Here is a 15,486-nt window from a genome sequence, read left to right on the forward strand (position 1 = left end):
CGACATGGACATCAAACCCATTCGCACCGAAGAAGACTACAAGGCAACACTCAAGGAAGTAGCCGCACTGATGGAAAGCGACCCTGCACTGGGAACGCCTGACGGTGACCGCCTTGATGTATTGGTGACGCTCGTTCAAGCATTCGAAGCGCGTCACTACGCCATCGATTTGCCAGATCCCATTGAAGCCATCAAATTTCGAATGGAGCAGCAAGACCTTAAGCCTAAAGATCTTGAGCCCATGATCGGAAGGATCAATCGTGTTTACGAAATTTTGAACCGCAAGCGTCCTTTGACCATGGGCATGGTTCGCAAATTACATGCGGGTTTGGGAATTTCAGCCGAATGCCTGATCGGCTGATTACTTCTTAGCTGGCAAATCCAGTGTCAACGCAGGCGGGCCATCGATCCCCGCACCCAAGCTAACGCGCTTGGCTTCGGTGCGTTGCAACACCAAGCCATCGGCCACCGCAGCCCCCACACGAAAGGGTTTGGCAGGTTTACCGTCGACCGCGATAAGGGCAGCGCCTGCATTGGGTCCGCCATCCAAAACGCCGAGCAACTGAAAACGACTCGCTAAGCTGGGCGCTGCCGCTGCTTGCACAGACACAGCGCCTAAGCTGCGCGCGGCTGCCGTGGTGTCCACCTCAGGCAAAGCTTGCGGGGCGGCCATGGCGGAGCTGTGCACTTGCCCGCCCGCTGACCAGCGCAAGCCCCAGCTCACTGCGCTGAACGCCACACCAGCCCACACGGCGACGGTCAAGGCCTTCAACAGCCAAGCATTGGACAAACCACGCCCGAATGAGCGCGAGGACACAGCAGCAAAGGAGAGGCGTTGGCGAAGCATGCGCGGATTATGATTCATGCTTGACCGTGAACTTGTGAGCCCCTTGATGACCACCCTCCCCCACCCAACACCCACCCAACACCCACGTCAAAGCCAACGCGGCTTCACGCTGATTGAGTTGATGGTGGTGCTCGCCATCATTGGCGTGCTCGCCGCGCTCGTGGTGCCCAACGTGCTCAACCGCGCAGACGACGCCCGCGTGACCGCCGCCAAAACCGACGTGGGCAACCTGATGCAAGCCCTCAAGCTCTACCGCTTGGACAACCAGCGCTACCCCGCCCCCGAACAAGGTTTGCAAGCCCTGGTGGTGCAGCCCACCACCGGCCCAGCGCCGCTGAACTGGAAGCCTTACATCGACAAGCTGCCCAACGACCCTTGGGGCCGTCCTTACCAATACATGAACCCAGGCGTGAAAGGCGAGATCGACGTGCTCTCCTTGGGTGCCGATGGCCAACCCGGCGGCGAAGGCAAAAACGCCGACATCGGCAGCTGGCAATAAAGCACGCGGCCCAGTCCGTCATGCAACGCCAACGCGGCCTGACCCTGTTGGAGCTGTTGGTGGTGCTGGCCATCATCGGTTTCGCCATGGCGGGCGTGAGTTTGGCCATGCGCGACAGCGTCCAAACCCAACTCGAACGTGAGGCGCAACGCCTCACCGCCCAGCTCGAAGCCGCCCGCGCCCAATCGCGCACCAGCGGCGTGGCGCTGATTTGGCGCACCACCGCCGAGGGCTACGACATCACCAGCGCCGTCGCCAGCAGTGGCTTGACCACCCGCCAAGAAACGTGGCTCAGCCCCACCACCCAAGCGCACGTCAACACCAGCGCGTCAAACCTCACGGCCGCAGCAACCGCCGCCCCTCTGGTCGTGCTCGGGCCTGAGCCCATCATCGCGCCTGCGAGCATCACGCTGTCGGTGCTCGCCGAACCTCGCAACACGGCCAAGGTGCAGCAATTGCGGATAGCCACCGACGGGCTGCGCCCCTTCCAGGTGATGCCATGACACCAAGCAGAGCCACGCGACATCAGCAACGCAAACAACCACAGCGCCAAGACCCCCCAACCCATCAAGGTCAACAAGGTTTCACGCTGATTGAAGTCTTGGTCGCCCTCGCCATCGTCGCGCTGGCGTTGATGACCGGCACCAAAGTCAGCGGCGCCCTCACCCGCAATGCACAACGCCAAACGGATGTGTTGCTGGGGCAAATCTGCGCGGACAACGCCATTCAACAACTGCGCTTGGCCCAACAAATGCCGGGGGTGGGCGACACGCGTGTGCCCTGCGTGCAAGCCGAACGCAACTTCGACGTGGCACTGACCGTGCGCACCACGCCCAACCCCGCCTTTCGCCGCGTGGACGCCCAAGTATTCAGCGAAGCCACACCTATTCTTCGGGTCACCACCGTGTTGGGGCGCTACTGATGGCGCGCAACCACCGACCACCTGGCATGGCGCCTGACCGCCCGTTTGGCTCGCACCGCCACAACACCAACACACAACGCGGCTTCACGCTGATTGAGTTGCTCATCGCCATCACCTTGATGGCCATCATGGCCGGCATGAGTTGGCGCGGCTTGGATGGGCTTGTGCGCACCCGCAACACCACCCAAACCCATGTGGACCAAATCGCCGTGGTGCAAACCGTGCTGGCCCAATGGCAAGCCGACCTCGACGCCTTGCAGCCTGTGCCCAACCTGAATGAAGCAGGCGTCACTTGGGACGGCCAAACCCTGCGCCTGACCCGCCGCGCCAGCACTTGGCGCGCCGACGGCAGCGACGCAGGCCTGTGGGTGGTCGCTTGGACGCGCCGCGACACCCCACAAGCAGGCACCAACCAAGGCGTGTGGATGCGCTGGCAATCGCCCGCCCTGCAAACCCGCGCCAACCTGCAACAAGCGTGGACCCAAGCCCAGCGCTGGGGCCAAAACCCCAGCAGCGAAGACCAAGCCTTTGAAACCACCTTGTTCCCCTTGAACCTCTGGCAAATCAGCTATTTCAGGGGCAATGCATGGAGCAACCCACTGTCCAGCGGCGACGGTGGCAGCGCATCCACAACCGGCGCTTCGTCCAACGGCGGTGCTTTGCCCAACACCAGTGCGACGCCCGTCACCCCAGACGCCATTCGCCTGATGTTGGAGTTACCCGCCCAAACCGGCCTGCGCGGGCGCCTCACCCTCGACTGGGTTCGCCCCAACTTCAGCAACACCAAAACATGATGCGCACCGTCGGTCAACCCCTTGCTCCTCAGCGCGGCGCCGCCTTGTTAGCCGCCATGCTCACCGTGGCCTTGGTCGCCACCTTGGCAGCAGGCGCCATGTGGCAACAGTGGCGCTCCATCGAAGTTGAAAGTGCGGAACGCCAGCGCTCGCAAGCGCGCTGGTTGCTCACAGGCGCACTCGATTGGGCCCGCGTCATCCTGCGCGAAGATGCCCGCGCCGACAACCCCAACACGCCCACCGACAGCTTGGCCGAGCCGTGGGCGGTGCCACTGCAAGAAGCGCGTTTGTCCAGCTTTTTGGCAGCCCTGCCCGACGGCAGCGTGACCACCGGCAACAGCGGCGAAGACGACAACCTCGCCCAAAACGTGTTCTTGTCCGGCCAAATCAGCGACTTGCAAGGCCGCCTCAACATCACCAACTTGATGAAGGGCGATCAACCCGACCCAACCGCCCTCGCGGCCTTTGGGCGCTTGTTTGACGCCTTGGGCGTGCCGCCCAGCCAGCTCAGCCTGTTGGTGCAAGGCCTGCAAGCCGCGCAACGCAAGCCGTCCGACAGCGGCAACACCAGCACGCCCCTCATGCCACAGCGCGTGGCACAACTGACATGGCTAGGTCTCTCGCCCGCATCCTTGAAAACCTTGGCCCCTCACCTCACGCTGCTGCCCACGCCCACCACGGTCAACGTCAACACCGCCAGCCAACAGGTGCTGTACGCCAGCGTGCCCGGCTTGGGCATGAGCGACGCGCAGCGCTTGGTACAACAACGCGAACGCACGCCGTGGTCCACGTTGGATGACTTTGTCAAAGCCTTAGGACGCCCCGCCGACTTGCAAAACAGCCACAACGTGAACACACAGTTTTTTGAAGTCTTAGGTCGCTTGCGCATGTCGCAAACCACGCTGCAAGAACGCTCGTTGGTCAAGCGCGAGCAGCGTAACTTAACTGTCATATGGCGTGAGTCTGGCTCTCTACAATGACCGTTCTCATGTTGATCATCGCCCTGCCTCACACCTCTGCCCACGCCGCCACCGGTTATGCCCATGTGCACTCCGACGGCCACAGCGTGACGCGCAGCGCCACCGGCGCAGCCGCCACGTTATCGGCACATGCAGGCGAGGTGGTGGCCGTGGTGCCCCACAGCCGACTGTCTTGGCTCAGCGTCCAACTGCCCCCTGCCAGCCACGGCCCCCGTTTGACAAGCGTGCTGCACGGTTTGCTGGAAGACCGTTTGCTGGACGATCCGCAACAACTGCACCTTGTGCTGCCGCACGACAGCCAAGCCTTGGCCCGCACGGGCGGCACCACTTGGGTGGCGGTGTGCGACAAAACCTGGCTGCGCGACGCACTGGCGCCGCTGCAAGCCGCCGGTTTGACCGTGCAACGCTTGGTGCCCGAGTTGCAGCCCACCGACACACCGGCGCTGCACGTCATGGGCGAACCTGACCAAACCTGCAGCGTGTTGACCCAGTCCGAAGGCGTTAGCCTGCTGCCATCCAACGCCGCGTCTTGGCGCGCTTTTCACGCACTGAATGACGTGCAAAACGACACCGCGCTGCACATCTACGCCGAACCCGCCATGGTGGCCCGCGTACAAAGCCTGTTGCAGCGCCAACCCGTGCTGCAAAGTGCGGCCCAACGCTGGGTGGCAGCCAGCCAGTCCGCGTGGGATTTGGCCCAAGGCGAATGGGCCCAAGGCCGCAGCCAGCGCCTGCAACGTGGCCTGCAAAGTGCGTGGCAAACCTTGGCGCATGCCCCCTCGTGGCGTGCTGTGCGCATTGGCGTCGCCGCTTTGGCTGTGCTGCAAATCGTGGGGCTGAATGCTTTGGCGTGGCGCGAAAAATCAGCGCTGGATCAACAGCAATTGGCGCTGCAACGTATTTTGAAAACCAGCTTTCCAGCCGTCAGTTTGGTCATCGACGCGCCCTTGCAAATGCAGCGCGAAGTGGATGCCCTGCAACAAAAGTCGGGCCACGTCAGCCGCACCGATTTAGAGCCGTTGTTGGCCACCCTCGCAGCGGCGTTGCCCACGGGCCAAGTGCCCACGCAGCTGCACTTTGCCAACGCGTCTCTGCGCGTGCAAGGCCTCACCTTGGATGACAAAGCCAGCCAAAACGCACAAGCGGCACTGAAAGCCCAACACTTGAGCTTGCGCCAAGACAGCGACAACACATGGGTGTTGCAAGCGGAGGCCACCCCATGAGCTCGGCCTTCAAGCACTTCAAAGCCTCGACGGCATCGCGCTGGCAAGCCTTGTCCTCGCGCGAACAACGCGGCTTGGCTTGGCTGGGTCTGCTGCTCGCCGGCGCGCTGATCTGGAGCCTGGCCATCGCGCCCGCGCTGCACACCTTGCGCGACAGCGAAACACGCCGCGCCCAAATCAGCGTGCAGCAAGGCCACATGCTGGCCTTGCAAGCGCAGGCGAAAGCACTGCAGCAGCGCACGCCGCTGTCACGCGATGAGGCCTTGCGCACGCTGCAAAGCCTCAGCACCCCTTCCTCCTTTCAACTGACGGTGCAAGGCGAACGCGTGTCGGTGCAACTCAAAGCCGTGCCCGCACAAACCTTGGCCAATTGGCTGGCCCAAGTGCGCAGCCAAGCTCAAACCCTGCCCATCGAAGCGCACTTGACGCGCGGCAATGGCAACGGCAGCGAGGCCAACAAAAACAACACCACGTGGGACGGCAGTTTGGTTCTGCGCTTGCCCGACAACACGGCGAGGGCGCAGTGAACACCCGCCGCTGGGCATGGACGGGCGCGGCCATCGGCGCCGTGCTGGCTTTGGTCACCCAAGCACCGGCCTATTGGTTAGCCAAAATCGTGGCCCAAGCCAGTGGCGAACATGTGCTGCTGCAAGATGCACAAGGCACCGTTTGGCACGGCTCGGCGCAAGCGGTGCTGAGCGCCGGACCGCAATCTGACGCCTCCAACACCGCCCTGCCCACCCGCCTGCAATGGCAGTTGGGGCCGCATCTGGATATCTCGGCTGTGCGCTTGGGGTTGCGCCTCAGCCTGTCGTCCGCGTGCTGCACCACACAGCCCATGTCGCTCGATGTCACGCCGCAATGGCGCGGGGTGCGCGTGCAGCTCAACGACCAACGCTCGACATGGCCCGCCTCTTGGTTGACCGGCTTAGGTGCCCCGTGGAACACCCTGCAACCCGAAGGCGAGCTGCAACTCAGCACGCAACAATTGGCATGGCAACACCTCGCAGGCCAAGCCCAGTTGCAGGGCCAAGCCCAATTGAACCTGCAGCACATGTCCACCCGCCTGTCCACCCTCAAGCCTTTGGGCAGCTACCGCGTGATGCTGCAGGGCACAGGCGATGTGGCAACGGGCGCTGAGGCGGGTGACACAATGCAGCTCACCCTCGACACCGTGGAAGGCAGCTTGCAGCTGCAAGGCACGGGCCAATGGCGCAACGGGCGCTTGCAATTCAATGGCGAAGCATCGAGCGAACCCGATGCCGAGGCCGCACTCTCTAATTTGTTGAACATCCTCGGCCAACGCCGAGGTGCCAAGTCGATCTTGAAACTGGGTTAACGCGTATGCCAAAGCAACACACATTTTTCAAAGCCAACGCACTGCAAAAGGCACGGCCCAGGGCATTGCCATTCGCTTTGAGCCTTTGCCTCAGTCTCTTGCCAGCTGTCAGCGGTGTGACCCTCACGCATGCCGCCCCACCCACGAAAAAAGCCAACGCGGCAGAGCCCATCACGCTGAACTTTGTGAACGCCGACATCGAATCGGTGGCGCGCACCTTGGCCACGCTGTCAAACCGCAACTTGGTGGTGGACCCCCGCGTCAAAGGCACGATCAACCTCAGCACCGAGTTGCCCGTTTCGCCCAACGAAGCTTGGAACCAATTCTTAGCGGCGTTGCGCTTGCAAGGTTTTGCGATGGTCGAAACCAAAGGGCTTTACAAAATCGTGCCCGAAGCTGACGCGAAGTTGCAAGGCGGCAGCGTGCAGCAAATCGACAACGCGGGCTCGGGCGCAGGCAACGGCCAAATCGTCACCCACATCTTCAAGCTCAACTTTGAGCAAGCCAACAACGTGCTACCCGTGTTGCGCCCGCTCATCAGCCCCAACAACACCATCAACGTCAACCCCGGCAACAACTCGCTGGTCATCACCGATTACGCCGACAACCTGCAGCGCATGGCCCGCATCATTGCGGCGCTCGACGTGTCCAACGCCAGCGACATCGAGGTGATTCAGCTCAAAAACGCCATCGCCATCGACTTGGCGCCGCTGGTGTTGCGCTTGATCGAATCGGGTGGTGCTGGTGCGGCCAGCGCCACACCCGGCCAAACCGGTGCCGAATTCAAAACCACCTTGGTGGCTGAGCCGCGCGGCAACACCCTCATCTTGCGTGCCGCCAACCCCGCCCGCGTGGCGCTGGTGCGCGCCTTGGTCGAGAAGCTCGACCAACCTGGCAGCAGCAGCCCCAGCGGCAACATCCATGTGGTGTATTTGAAAAATGCCGATGCCACCAAACTGGCAGCCACCTTGCGTGCCGCCGTCAGCGGTGAAGTGCGCACCGCCACAGGCGCGGCCAGCACAGGCACCTCGCCCCTCGCCAACTCACCCACCGGCGGCGCCACATCTGGCAGTACCTTGGGCGGCACCAACACCGCCAGCGGCCCCACCACGGGCGGACAAATTCAAGCCGACACGGCCACCAACTCACTCATCATCACCGCGCCCGAGCCGCAATACCGTCAACTGCGCGCCGTGATCGACTTGCTCGACCAACGCCGCGCACAAGTGATGGTGGAGAGTTTGATTGCCGAGGTCAACGCCGACAAAGCGCTGCAAATGGGCATTCAATGGCAAGGCGCGCTGGGCAGCAGCGGCGTGGCAGGCACCAACTTTGGGTCCACCGGCAACATCGTGGGCTTGTCACAAGGCGGCACCGCTGCGGCTAAAGCAGGTATAGGCAGTGGTTTGAACATCGGCACCATTCGCAACGTCAACGGCACCACCATTTTGAGCAGCTTGGCCAACTTCTTAGAAACCAATGGCGACGCCAACATCCTCTCCACGCCCAATTTGCTGACCCTCGACAACGAAGAAGCCAAGATCGTGGTGGGCCAAAACGTGCCGTTTGTCACCGGCCAATACACCAACAACAACACCACAGGCGGCGCAGTGAACCCGTTTCAAACGGTGGAGCGCAAAGACGTCGGCTTGACGCTCAAAGTCAAACCCCAAATCAGCGAGACGGGTACCGTCAAGATGACCGTGTTTCAAGAAGTCTCCAGCGTCGACTATTCACAATCTGCCACCATCGGCTTGATCACCAACAAACGCAGCATCGAATCGAACGTGCTGGTGGACGATGGCTCCATCATCGTGTTGGGCGGCTTGCTATCCGACGAGTACTCGGCCAATGCCAGCAAGGTGCCGGGTTTGGGCGACATCCCCGGATTTGGCTGGTTGTTCAAAAGCGAAAGCCGCACGCGCAGCAAGAAAAACCTGATGGTGTTTTTGCGCCCCGTGGTGGTTCGCGATGCCAAAGCGTCTGACACCTTGAGCATCAACCGTTACGAGCAAATGATGGGCTTGCAACGCAACGCCGTCCCCTCGTTCAACCCCTTGCTCGACACAGGCCCCACCCCCACGCTGCCGCCGCTGACACCAACCAGCCAACCGGCAGCGATGGCGCCCGCCACGCCCCCCACCACGCCTGCCACCCGCTAAACCATGCGCCGCCCGCTGCCCTACGCCTTTGCCCGCACCCACCAGCTGCTGCTGGAGGACGATGACCGCACGCTCACGCTGTGGCACAGCGACGCGCCCGACCTGAGCGCTTGGAGCGAGGTGACGCGTCGCCACGCCGTGCAGAGCTTTGAATACACCGACAAAGCCACGCTGGCCAAACGCATCAGCGAGGCCTATGCACAAGCCGACAGCAACGCCGCCGCCGTGGTGAGCGAGGTCGAGAGCGACGCCGACCTGACCCGCATGATGCAAGAGCTGCCTGCCGTGGAAGACTTGCTCGAAGCCGCCGACGACGCGCCCATCATCCGCATGCTCAACGCGCTGCTGACACAAGCCGCACGCGATGGCGCGAGCGACATTCACATCGAGCCTTACGAGCGCCACAGCAGCGTGCGCTTTCGTGTGGACGGCACGCTGCGCGAAGTGGTGCAGCCCAACCGCGCTTTGCATGCCGCGCTGATTTCGCGCCTCAAAATCATGGCCGAGCTGGACATCGCCGAAAAGCGTTTGCCGCAAGACGGGCGCATTTCGTTGCGCCTCGGCCAACGCGCCATTGACGTGCGCGTGTCCACCTTGCCCAGCGCACATGGCGAACGCGCCGTGCTGCGTTTGCTCGACAAGTCAGAAAGCAAACTCACCCTGCAAGCCGTGGGCATGGAAGGCGACATCCTTCAACGCTTTGAAAGCTTGGTGAAGCAGCCGCACGGCATCATCTTGGTAACCGGGCCTACAGGCTCAGGCAAAACCACTACCCTGTACGCTGCGTTGCAGGGACTGGACGCCACACGCAACAACATCATGACGGTGGAAGACCCGATTGAATACGAGCTGGCTGGCGTGGGTCAAACGCAGGTGAACGCCAAGATCGATTTGGACTTTGCCAAAGCCCTGCGCGCTATTCTGCGCCAAGACCCCGACATCATCATGATTGGTGAAATTCGCGATTTTGAGACGGCGCAAATCGCCATTCAAGCCTCGCTCACCGGCCACTTGGTGCTGGCCACGCTGCACACCAACGATGCCGCCAGCGCCGTGACGCGTTTGACCGACATGGGCGTGGAGCCCTTCTTGCTCAGCTCCTCGCTCTTGGGCGTGTTGGCGCAACGGCTGCTGCGCAAAACCTGCACCCACTGCGCTGGCAAGGGTTGCGACGTCTGCGGCCACAGCGGCTACCAAGGCCGCACCGGCATTTTTGAACTACTCACCACCAACGACGACATGCGCGCCCTCATCCACAACCAAGCCAGCGAAGCGCAGCTGCGCGAGGCTGCGTTACGCAACGGCATGTCGCTGATGCGTGATGACGGCGAACGTTTGGTGCGTTTGGGTGTTTCCACCCGCGAAGAGCTGGTGCGCGTGACCCGCGACTAACGCGGCACTGCCCCAATCGCCATGCCCGCCTATTCCTTCGAAGCCCTAGACCCCCAAGGCCAAACTCGCCGTGGCGTGTTGAAGGCCGACACCGCACGCACCGCGCGCAGCCAATTGCGCGCGCAAGATTTGGTGCCGCTCAAAGTCGAGCCCGTGCAGCGCAGCCAGAACACGGGCATGAACACCGTCATCTGGGAAAGCAAAGTCTTCAGCCGCACGGCACTCACCGTGTGGACACGTCAGCTGGCTGGTTTGGTGGCGGCAGGCTTGCCGTTGGAGCGTGCGTTGAGCGCGCTCAGCGACGAGGCCGAAACGCCGCGCCAGCGTGACTTGGTGTCGGCTCTGCGCACCGAGGTCAACGCGGGTGCGCCGTTTGCCAAAGCGCTGGCCCAGCACCCGCGTGAGTTCTCGCACATTTATGTGGCCGTGATCGGCGCGGGCGAACAAAGCGGGCATTTAGGACTGGTGCTGGAACGCTTGGCCGACGACCAGCAAGAGCAACAAAACCTGCGCGGCAAACTGCTGGCCGCGGGTTTGTACCCCGCCATCGTGTGTGTGGTGGCGCTGGCCATCGTGCTGTTTTTGCTGGCTTTTGTGGTGCCGCAAGTGGCACAAGTATTTGGCAGCAACCAACAGAAATTGCCCTTCCTCACCAGCTTCATGCTGGGCCTGAGCGAGGTGGTGCAAACGTTTTGGTTGTGGGGTTTGTTGCTGGTGGTCGCTTTCATCTTGGCAGCTCGTACAGCGTTGAAGCAACCCGCTTTGCGCCGCCGTTTTGACGCCGCATGGCTGCAACTGCCCGTCATCGGCCGCTTGGCCCGCGGCTACAACGCCGCCCGTTTTGCCAGCACACTGGCCATGTTGGCCACCGCAGGCGTGCCGATTTTGAAAGCGCTGCAAGCCGCTGCCGACACGCTGTCCAACACCGCCTTGCGTCACGATGCGCAAGAGGCTTTGGTGCTGGTGCGCGAAGGCGCCCCGCTGGCCTCGGCTTTGGCGCAGAAAGAACGGTTTCCGCGTTTGTTGGTGATGTTCTCCCGCTTGGGCGAACAGACCGGCACCTTGCCCACCATGCTGCAACGCGCCGCGCAGCAGCTCAGCGAAGAAGTGCAACGCCGCGCCTTGCAACTGGCCACCATCTTGGAGCCATTGCTGATCGTGGCCATGGGCGGTATGGTGATGCTCATCGTGCTGGCCGTGATGCTGCCCATCATCCAGCTCAACCAATGGGTGAAGTGAATGTTTGGAGAACTGCCATGAGTGTGTCGTTAGATGGAAAACTGGTGGTCGCCATTTCGTCCAGAGCGCTGTTTGACTTTGAAGAAGAAAACCAAATCTTCGAACAAGGCGATGACCGTGCGTACATGAAGCTGCAGCTTGACCGCCTTGAATCACCTGCCAAGCCTGGCGTGGCGTTTTCGTTGGTGCAAAAACTGTTGGCCTTCAACACCTCTGAGGCCCAACGCGTGGAGGTGGTCATCCTCTCGCGCAACGACCCCGTGAGCGGCTTGCGCGTCATGAAGTCGGCCGCCCACTACGCGCTGCCCATCATCCGTTGCACCTTCACCCGCGGCGAATCGCCTTGGCGCTATTTGCGCCCGCTCAACGCCAACTTGTTTTTGTCCACCCATTTGTCAGACGTGCGCTCGGCGCTCGATGCGGGCGTGCCCGCTGCACAGGTGTACCCGCACTCGGCCCATGCGTCAGAAGCCAACCCGCACGAAGTGCGCATTGCGTTTGACGGCGACGCCGTGCTGTTCAGCGACGAGGCTGAGCGGGTGTTTCAAGCCGAAGGCTTGGACGCCTTCCAGCAACACGAAAAAACCAATGCGGCACACCCCTTGCCCGCCGGCCCTTTCAAGCCCTTGCTCGCCGCCTTGCAAGTGTTGCAACAAGCCGGCACACCACACATGCGCATTCGCACCGCCTTGGTCACGGCACGCAGCGCGCCCGCCCACGAGCGCGCCATTCGCACGCTGATGAACTGGAACATCGACGTGGACCAAGCCATGTTCTTGGGCGGCTTAGAAAAAGGCGAGTTCTTGCGCGAGTTCGAACCTGACTTTTTCTTTGACGACCAAACCGGGCACATCGAATCTGCTGCCCGCCACGTCCCCGCCGGCCATGTGGCCAGCGGCGTGCGCAACACCGACGTCTAAACACCCATGAACGCTTTCCGTACCGTCGCCCACAACGTGGCCAGCAATTGGCAAAAAAGCCGCTTGCAACTCAGCCGGGTGTGGGCCTTGTCGCTGCCCTACTTTCAGTCTGAAGAAAAGTGGCGTGCCCGCTTGCTGCTGGCAGCCTGCGTGGGCCTGAACCTCGGCATGGTCTACATGATGGTCTTGCTCAACGACTGGAACCGTGTGTTCTACGACGCACTGCAAAACCGCAATGCCGAGGTGTTCTGGAAGCAACTCGGTGTGTTCGCTGGCTTGGCAACGTGCTTCATCATCGTGGCGGTGTACCGCTTCTACCTCACGCAATTGCTGGAAATGCGTTGGCGTGCTTGGATGACGCGCGACTACCTGCAACGCTGGTTGTCGCACCACGTGTTTTACCAACTCGAACTCCAGTCGCAAAACGGCAGCACCGACAACCCTGACCAACGGATTCAAGAAGACGTGCAGCAGTTCACCGCGGACACGGTGGGCCTCTCGCTGGGTTTGCTCGACGCCAGCGTCACGCTGCTGAGCTTCGTCGGTATTTTGTGGACGCTGTCTGGCGGCTTTAGCTTTCAATGGCAAGGCGCGGCCTACGAAATTCCTGGCTTCATGGTGTGGATGGCCTTGGCTTATGCCTTGGGCGGTAGCCTGATTGGTCACTGGATCGGTAAGTCGATGGCCTCGTTGAACTTCGCGCAACAACGCCTAGAAGCCGATTTCCGTCACCACCTAATGCGTGTGCGCGAGTACAGCGAAGCCATTGCACTGGACCGCGGCAACGTCGTGGAGCGTCAATCGCTGCAAGCGCGTTTCAACCAAGTGCTGGACAACTTCATGCGCTTGCTGCGCGTGCAAAAACGCTACACCTGGTTCAACTCCGGCTACGGCCAAGCGGCGGTGGTGTTCCCCATGTTGGTGGCCTCGCCACGCTATTTCAGCGGCGCCATTCAATTGGGCGAGTTGATGCAAATCTCATCGGCGTTTGGGCAAGTGCAAGAGTCGCTGAGTTGGTTCATCAGCAATTACAGCCGCTTGGCCTCATGGCAAGCCACCACCCTGCGGTTGACGAGTTTTCAAGATCAGATGCAAGCCATTGCAGGGCCTGCACAAACCAACGCTGTGCCCACCGTGCCCGCCGAGGGCGTGAACAGTTTGCACACCGCCCCGCTCACCGTGTGGCTGCCCAACGGCCAAGTGCTGTTGGTCAACACCACGCTCACCGTGAATGCGGGCGACAGCGTGCTGATTCGCGGCCCCTCAGGCTGCGGCAAATCGACCCTGCTGCGCGTGTTGGCTGGCATTTGGCCTTATGCCGCACAAGCCTCTGTGAATGGCGCACTGGGTGAGACATTGCACAGCACAGCCGCTGAAACATCCGAATCGCCTATCGCCACCTTGCCTTTGGTCACGCTGCCCGAGGGCAGCGTGTTCATGCCGCAGCGCCCGTACTTCCCAGAAGGCAGCTTGCGCCAAGCCTTGGCCTACCCCGACAACGCCGAGCCCTATAGCGACGCCCAGCTGCAACACGCTTTGGAAGAAGCGCTGTTGCCGCACTTGGTGTCGCAACTCGATGTCGAAGGCCATTGGACGCAACAACTCTCAGGCGGCGAACAACAACGCTTGGCCTTGGCACGCGTGCTTCTCAAACGCCCACGCTGGGTGTTTGCCGACGAAGCCACCAGCGCACTCGACGAAGCCAGCGAAAAGGCGTTGTACGAGAAACTAGGCGCCTTGGTGCAGGCCCAAGGCGGCGCCTTGGTGTCTATCGCGCATCGTCCAGGGGTAGCGGCCTATCACGCGAAGCAGTGGGTGTTTGAGGCGGCGGCACCTGGCAGTGCCGCTCAATTCACGCTCAACGTATCCTAAAAACGCGTCAAGCCTTCCAGCGTTGCCAGCCTTTGGCGCGCAGATCGCAAGCCGGGCAAGTGCCGCAGCCGTAGCCCCAATCGTGGCGATGCTCGCGGTCGCCCAAATAGCAGGTGTGGGTGTGTTCCACGATGAGGTCCACCAACTGCTGACCGCCTTGCGGGTGGTCGCGTTGGCCGAGGTCGTAAGCCAACTGCCACGTCTGCGCTTTGTCGATCCACATCAAAGGCGTCTCGATCAGCAAGCGTCGGTCCATGCCCAAGGACAACGCAATTTGCATGGCCTTCATGGTGTCGTCGCGGCAATCGGGGTAGCCCGAAAAATCGGTTTCGCACACGCCCGTCACGATGACGTCTAAATCTCGGCGATAGGCCAAGGCGGCGGCCAAGGTCAAGAACAACAAATTGCGACCAGGCACAAAGGTGTTGGGCAGCCCCGAGGCCTCCATCTTGAAACTCATGTCGCGGGTCAGCGAGGTTTCACTCACTTGGCCCAACACGGCCAAGTCGAGCAAATGGTCTTCGCCCAACTTAGACGCCCATTGCGGAAACTGTTGACGCACTTGCGCCAGCACTTGAATGCGGGCATCGAGCTCCACGTGGTGACGCTGGCGGTAATCAAAGGCCAAGGTTTCCACGCGCTCGTATTGCGACAGCGCATGGGCCAAACAGGTGGTGGAGTCTTGCCCGCCTGAGAACAGCACGAGCGCATTGCGATGGATCACGTTTTTCATTTGAGCGTCTTGGCCTTCTCGGGCCATTGAAAAAACACAGGGTGCAGGCGTTCGACCAACGGGCTGTTAAAGCCCCAGGTCATGCAACGCCCCAAATGGGGTGGCGGGGTGTCCGCGCTTTGGGTGGCAAAGGTGCCGGTGACCGACTGAAAAGCGGCCGTGGCCATGTTAAACAGCAACTCGCGCAAATGGGTGCAACCTTTGTCGTTGCCCAAGTTTTCTTCGATGGCGCGACGCCAGCCTGCACCCAAGGTGCAGCCAATCATTTTGTGCATGGGCGGCGCAGCTTCTGGGCAGCCATCGTGGGGCACTTTGTGCATGGCCACCGCAATGTCGCGAATGACCAACTGGGTGTCCACGGTGAGGCGAATGCTCATGTCGTGAATCGGCTCGTTGGCCGCCCACGTGCGCTCACTCGGGATGGTGAAGGGCTCGGGCTTGGCATCACGCAAGTGGGCCTCGATGTCCCACAAGCCGTCGTCACGGCGGTAGCCGTGGAAGGTGACTTGTCGGGTGTGCGCCAATTGGCGCGGCTGAGCTGGGGGCAAGGAGATAGACACGCGG

General features: G+C 61.6%; 17 protein-coding genes. 14 read left to right on the top strand and 3 right to left on the bottom strand.

Features of this window, described 5'->3' with window-relative positions; all coding sequences use genetic code 11:
• Positions 1–4 precede the first annotated feature (4 nt).
• A complete protein-coding gene (locus tag C5F52_RS19180) occupies positions 5–361 on the top strand; it encodes a type II toxin-antitoxin system HigA family antitoxin (protein ID WP_104799960.1) in 357 nt (118 codons plus the stop codon).
• Here the strand turns inward: C5F52_RS19180 and C5F52_RS19185 are convergent, their stop codons facing one another.
• Positions 362–847 carry a general secretion pathway protein C gene (locus C5F52_RS19185; protein WP_236657927.1) on the bottom strand — a complete coding sequence of 162 codons (486 nt, stop codon included), beginning with the start codon at positions 845–847 and terminating at the stop codon, positions 362–364.
• 46 nt (positions 848–893) lie between these two features.
• Here C5F52_RS19185 and gspG point away from each other — a divergent pair, with 46 nt between their 5' ends.
• From gspG to C5F52_RS19250, 13 genes are all read left to right on the top strand, one after another.
• The gene (gene gspG / locus C5F52_RS19190; protein ID WP_104800005.1) at positions 894–1,346 is read left to right on the top strand and encodes a type II secretion system major pseudopilin GspG; all 453 of its coding nucleotides are present in this window, start codon (positions 894–896) and stop codon (positions 1,344–1,346) included.
• A gap of 20 nt (positions 1,347–1,366) precedes the next feature.
• On the top strand, positions 1,367–1,849 hold the full coding sequence (locus tag C5F52_RS19195) for a prepilin-type N-terminal cleavage/methylation domain-containing protein (protein ID WP_104799961.1): 483 nt from the start codon (positions 1,367–1,369) through the stop codon (positions 1,847–1,849).
• Complete coding sequence (gene gspI, locus C5F52_RS19200) at positions 1,846–2,268, top strand: type II secretion system minor pseudopilin GspI (RefSeq protein WP_104799962.1); 423 nt, start codon at positions 1,846–1,848, stop codon at positions 2,266–2,268. The genes C5F52_RS19195 and gspI overlap by 4 nt, the downstream gene beginning before the upstream one ends.
• Complete coding sequence (locus C5F52_RS19205; RefSeq protein ID WP_236657928.1) at positions 2,268–3,062, top strand: type II secretion system protein J; 795 nt, start codon at positions 2,268–2,270, stop codon at positions 3,060–3,062. The genes gspI and C5F52_RS19205 overlap by 1 nt, the downstream gene beginning before the upstream one ends.
• Positions 3,059–4,042: a type II secretion system minor pseudopilin GspK gene (gene gspK, locus C5F52_RS19210; RefSeq protein WP_104799963.1), complete on the top strand. Its 984-nt coding sequence runs from the start codon at positions 3,059–3,061 to the stop codon at positions 4,040–4,042. The genes C5F52_RS19205 and gspK overlap by 4 nt, the downstream gene beginning before the upstream one ends.
• A gap of 8 nt (positions 4,043–4,050) precedes the next feature.
• Positions 4,051–5,265 (top strand): type II secretion system protein GspL, encoded by a 1,215-nt coding sequence (gene gspL, locus C5F52_RS19215; protein WP_161499737.1) that lies wholly within the window; start codon positions 4,051–4,053, stop codon positions 5,263–5,265.
• On the top strand, positions 5,262–5,792 hold the full coding sequence (gene gspM / locus C5F52_RS19220) for a type II secretion system protein GspM (RefSeq protein ID WP_161499738.1): 531 nt from the start codon (positions 5,262–5,264) through the stop codon (positions 5,790–5,792). Before gspL ends, gspM begins: the two co-directional genes overlap by 4 nt.
• Positions 5,789–6,604, top strand: a complete 816-nt coding sequence (gspN, locus tag C5F52_RS19225; RefSeq protein ID WP_104799966.1) for a type II secretion system protein N — start codon at positions 5,789–5,791, stop codon at positions 6,602–6,604. Before gspM ends, gspN begins: the two co-directional genes overlap by 4 nt.
• A 98-nt stretch (positions 6,605–6,702) precedes the next feature.
• Positions 6,703–8,766: a type II secretion system secretin GspD gene (gspD, locus tag C5F52_RS19230; RefSeq protein WP_369953325.1), complete on the top strand. Its 2,064-nt coding sequence runs from the start codon at positions 6,703–6,705 to the stop codon at positions 8,764–8,766.
• A gap of 3 nt (positions 8,767–8,769) precedes the next feature.
• On the top strand, positions 8,770–10,158 hold the full coding sequence (locus C5F52_RS19235; protein ID WP_104799968.1) for a GspE/PulE family protein: 1,389 nt from the start codon (positions 8,770–8,772) through the stop codon (positions 10,156–10,158).
• 21 nt (positions 10,159–10,179) lie between these two features.
• Positions 10,180–11,397, top strand: a complete 1,218-nt coding sequence (gene gspF, locus C5F52_RS19240) for a type II secretion system inner membrane protein GspF (protein ID WP_104799969.1) — start codon at positions 10,180–10,182, stop codon at positions 11,395–11,397.
• 17 nt (positions 11,398–11,414) lie between these two features.
• Positions 11,415–12,317 carry a 5'-nucleotidase gene (locus tag C5F52_RS19245; protein WP_104799970.1) on the top strand — a complete coding sequence of 301 codons (903 nt, stop codon included), beginning with the start codon at positions 11,415–11,417 and terminating at the stop codon, positions 12,315–12,317.
• Between the two features lie 6 nt (positions 12,318–12,323).
• Entirely contained in the window at positions 12,324–14,189 is a 1,866-nt protein-coding gene (locus C5F52_RS19250) for an ABC transporter ATP-binding protein/permease (protein WP_104799971.1), read from the top strand.
• Positions 14,190–14,196: 7 nt separating this feature from the next.
• Here C5F52_RS19250 and queC read toward each other — a convergent pair whose 3' ends face one another.
• Together queC and C5F52_RS19260 are read right to left on the bottom strand one after the other, a co-directional pair.
• On the bottom strand, positions 14,197–14,910 hold the full coding sequence (queC, locus tag C5F52_RS19255) for a 7-cyano-7-deazaguanine synthase QueC (RefSeq protein ID WP_104800007.1): 714 nt from the start codon (positions 14,908–14,910) through the stop codon (positions 14,197–14,199).
• Positions 14,911–14,918: 8 nt separating this feature from the next.
• A complete protein-coding gene (locus C5F52_RS19260; protein WP_236657929.1) occupies positions 14,919–15,482 on the bottom strand; it encodes a DUF2889 domain-containing protein in 564 nt (187 codons plus the stop codon).
• Between the last annotated feature and the right edge of the window lie 4 nt (positions 15,483–15,486).

This window comes from Limnohabitans sp. TS-CS-82 (genome assembly GCF_002943475.1).